Annotated in this window: 1 protein-coding gene, 5 tRNA genes and 1 rRNA gene; 4 read left to right on the top strand and 3 right to left on the bottom strand. The window is 47.0% G+C overall.

What is annotated here, in order from left to right; all coding sequences use genetic code 11:
* Positions 1-42: 42 nt before the first annotated feature.
* From ACK5NH_RS14250 to ACK5NH_RS14240, 3 genes are all read right to left on the bottom strand, one after another.
* A tRNA-Val gene (locus ACK5NH_RS14250) sits at positions 43-118 on the bottom strand.
* Positions 119-151: 33 nt separating this feature from the next.
* Positions 152-227 (bottom strand) — tRNA-Val (locus tag ACK5NH_RS14245).
* 48 nt (positions 228-275) lie between these two features.
* Positions 276-351: transfer RNA gene (locus ACK5NH_RS14240), tRNA-Val, on the bottom strand.
* A gap of 534 nt (positions 352-885) precedes the next feature.
* Here ACK5NH_RS14240 and gltX point away from each other — a divergent pair.
* The 4 genes from gltX to ACK5NH_RS14220 form a co-directional block, all read left to right on the top strand.
* Positions 886-2,295 carry a glutamate--tRNA ligase gene (gene gltX, locus ACK5NH_RS14235; RefSeq protein ID WP_416921092.1) on the top strand — a complete coding sequence of 470 codons (1,410 nt, stop codon included), beginning with the start codon at positions 886-888 and terminating at the stop codon, positions 2,293-2,295.
* 104 nt (positions 2,296-2,399) lie between these two features.
* Positions 2,400-2,475 (top strand) — tRNA-Ala (locus ACK5NH_RS14230).
* Positions 2,476-2,542: 67 nt separating this feature from the next.
* Positions 2,543-2,618, top strand: a tRNA-Glu gene (locus ACK5NH_RS14225).
* Positions 2,619-2,856: 238 nt separating this feature from the next.
* Positions 2,857-3,313, top strand: a 23S ribosomal RNA gene (locus tag ACK5NH_RS14220); the annotation flags it as partial.

The following is a 3,313-nucleotide window of genomic DNA, read 5'->3' as shown; positions in this document are numbered from 1 at the left end:
GGAATTCTTTCAATATAAATTTTTAATGTCATTCTAAAAATATGGTGGTCGCTACTGGGATCGAACCAGTGACCCCCTCCTTGTAAGGGAGGTGCTCTCCCGGCTGAGCTAAGCGACCGGAGAATGACGACACAGTGAAATTAGGAGTATATGGTGGTCGCTACTGGGATCGAACCAGTGACCCCCTCCTTGTAAGGGAGGTGCTCTCCCGGCTGAGCTAAGCGACCCGGGCATATAACAACTTGAATACCATGATTAAATTTGCATTTAACACATGGTGGTCGCTACTGGGATCGAACCAGTGACCCCCTCCTTGTAAGGGAGGTGCTCTCCCAGCTGAGCTAAGCGACCTCTGCTGTGTGGAGCCGTATTATAGGGAGGTTCGATCGAGTGTCAACGCTTTTTAATGAAAAAAGCATTGGTCGCGCTATTTTTGCTCGGATTGACTTAATGTTAATCACGCCATCATTCAAAGTGTTACTTTATTGGACAATTTAGGCGGGCTTTCGCTTCTCTCGGTTGATTCTTCTCGTCAATAACTCACCTCAACGTAGCATTAAACGTTCATTTTTGATGGTTTGCGGATTTTTTCGGCCGAAGGAGGGGGAGCCAAATAGGTTTATAAAGAGGGAAGGGCGTATCGCCATTCTCTTGGTTTATTTTCCTAGAATATAGATGCGCGTACTTTAATGGGCTTTGGTTGCTAGGTTTTGGGCCGTATGAGATCAATCCGCAAAGAGATAGCCTTTGGGCAGATACTTTTAGGGGATCTGCAATACCTGCACTATGTGCCATTTGCAGCGCAGACTTAGGCTGCTAGAATAAGCCCACTTTTTACCGTGATTGTCTTTATCTAGACGACTTTATATAGGTTAGTGTCCCATTATGACAACTAAGACGCGTTTTGCCCCAAGCCCAACAGGCTTTTTGCACGTGGGCGGTGCCCGTACTGCTCTTTATTCTTGGTTACAAGCCCGTGCCAATAATGGTGAGTTTGTTTTACGTATCGAAGATACGGATATTGAACGTTCTACTCAGGCTGCCTGTGATGCCATTTTAGAGGGCATGAACTGGTTAGGTCTGACGTGGGATGAGGGCCCGTACTATCAAACTAAGCGTTTTGATCGTTATAACGAAATCATCGCGCAGATGTTAGAGCAGGGCACTGCTTATAAATGTTATTGCTCGCGTGAACGTATCGATGCTTTAAGAGAAGCACAAGCGGCAAATGGCGAAGCACAAAAGTACGATGGTTGCTGCCGTGACTTGCCCGCGCGCGATACCGATGAGCCTTTTGTTGTGCGTTTTAAAAATCCTATCGGCGGTTCAGTGGTGTTTGATGACCATGTTCGTGGCCGTATCGAATTTTCAAACGATGCATTAGATGACTTGATCATCGCCCGTACTGATGGCGTACCGACTTATAACTTCTGTGTGGTGGTTGACGATTGGGATATGGGGATTACCTGTGTGGTTCGTGGTGAAGACCATATCAACAACACGCCGCGCCAAATCAACATCCTTAAAGCATTAGGCGCGCCTATTCCTGAATATGCCCACGTGTCGATGATTTTAGGGGATGACGGTGCCAAGCTGTCTAAGCGTCACGGTGCGGTAAGCGTAATGCAATACCGTGATGATGGTTATCTGCCAGAAGCACTGCTTAACTATTTAGTACGTTTAGGTTGGTCACATGGCGATCAAGAAGTGTTTTCTTTAGAGGAAATGAAGCAGCTATTTAAGTTAGATGACATCAACAAAGCGCCGTCTGCCTTTAATACTGAAAAACTGGTTTGGTTAAACCAGCACTATATTAAGACGCTTGATCCAGAATATGTGGCTAGCCACTTACAATGGCATATGGATGATCAAAAAATTGATACATCAAATGGCCCTGCATTATCTGCGGTGGTGACAGCTCTGGCTGAACGCGCTAAGACCTTAAAAGAGTTAGCCGCTTCTAGCCGCTACTTCTATGAAGATTTCGCTGAGTTCGATGCCGAGCAAGCGAAAAAGCACTTACGTGGTGTCGCGCTTGAGCCGCTGCAATTAGTGCAACAAAAGTTAGCTGCATTAACTGAGTGGACCGCTGAAGGTATTCATCAAGCCATTGAAGCTACCGCTGCAGAATTAGAAGTGGGTATGGGTAAAGTGGGTATGCCATTACGTGTCGCTGTGACCGGAGCAGGGCAGTCTCCTGGCTTAGATATCACCTTATTCTTAATAGGAAAGGTACGTTCTGAACAAAGAATATCCAAAGCGATTGAATTTGTAGCAGATAGAATAAATTCCTAAAAAACGAGTTGACACATTTAGGTGCGCTGCCTAGAATGCGCCCCGTAGGTGAGGCACAGGCGAGCGAATGCTTGTAGTGCACTTAAATACCGCTGGATCAGTTTGGGGCTCTAGCTCAGCTGGGAGAGCGCTTGCATGGCATGCAAGAGGTCGACGGTTCGATCCCGTCTAGCTCCACCAAACTTACCGCCGATATTAAGCGGGTGCAGCATTAGCAATAATGCGAGTCAAATTAGTATGTCCTTGTGTCCCCTTCGTCTAGAGGCCTAGGACACCGCCCTTTCACGGCGGTAACAGGGGTTCGAATCCCCTAGGGGACGCCACTTCTCTTCTTGCTAACAAGAATGCAGACATAAGCATTACATGTTTATGTCTGTTTTCTTCGGCCTCGCGCCGTTGCAAACATGCTCTTTAACAATCTGGAAAGCTGATTTAAAAAGTAGTTCTCAAACATTTGTTACAAGTGCTTTGGAAACTTCTTGGCGAAAACCAAATTTTATTTGGTCCTTGTTGTACGACAACAGGCTGTGCCGGTTTCACCGACACTTCTTGGGGTTGTATGGTTAAGTGACTAAGCGTACATGGTGGATGCCTTGGCAGTCAGAGGCGATGAAGGACGTACTAACCTGCGATAAGCCGTGAGCAGTCGGTAAGAGACATTACGACTCACGGATTTCCGAATGGGGAAACCCACCCAAGATAACTTGGGTATCTGTTACTGAATACATAGGTAACAGAGGCGAACCGGGAGAACTGAAACATCTAAGTACCCCGAGGAAAAGAAATCAACCGAGATTCCCTCAGTAGCGGCGAGCGAACGGGGATTAGCCCTTAAGCATCTTGGAAGTGAGTGGAACGGTCCTGGAAAGGCCGGCGATACAGGGTGATAGCCCCGTACACGAAAACAACCTTGATGTGAAATCGAGTAGGGCGGGACACGTGACATCCTGTCTGAATATGGGGGGACCATCCTCCAAGGCTAAATACTCCTGACTGACCGATAGTGAACCAGTACCGT

The sequence above is a fragment of the Shewanella sp. genome (genome assembly GCF_047975355.1).
GTDB lineage: Bacteria > Pseudomonadota > Gammaproteobacteria > Enterobacterales > Shewanellaceae > Shewanella.
This window is presented reverse-complemented; position numbering and strand designations above follow the sequence as displayed.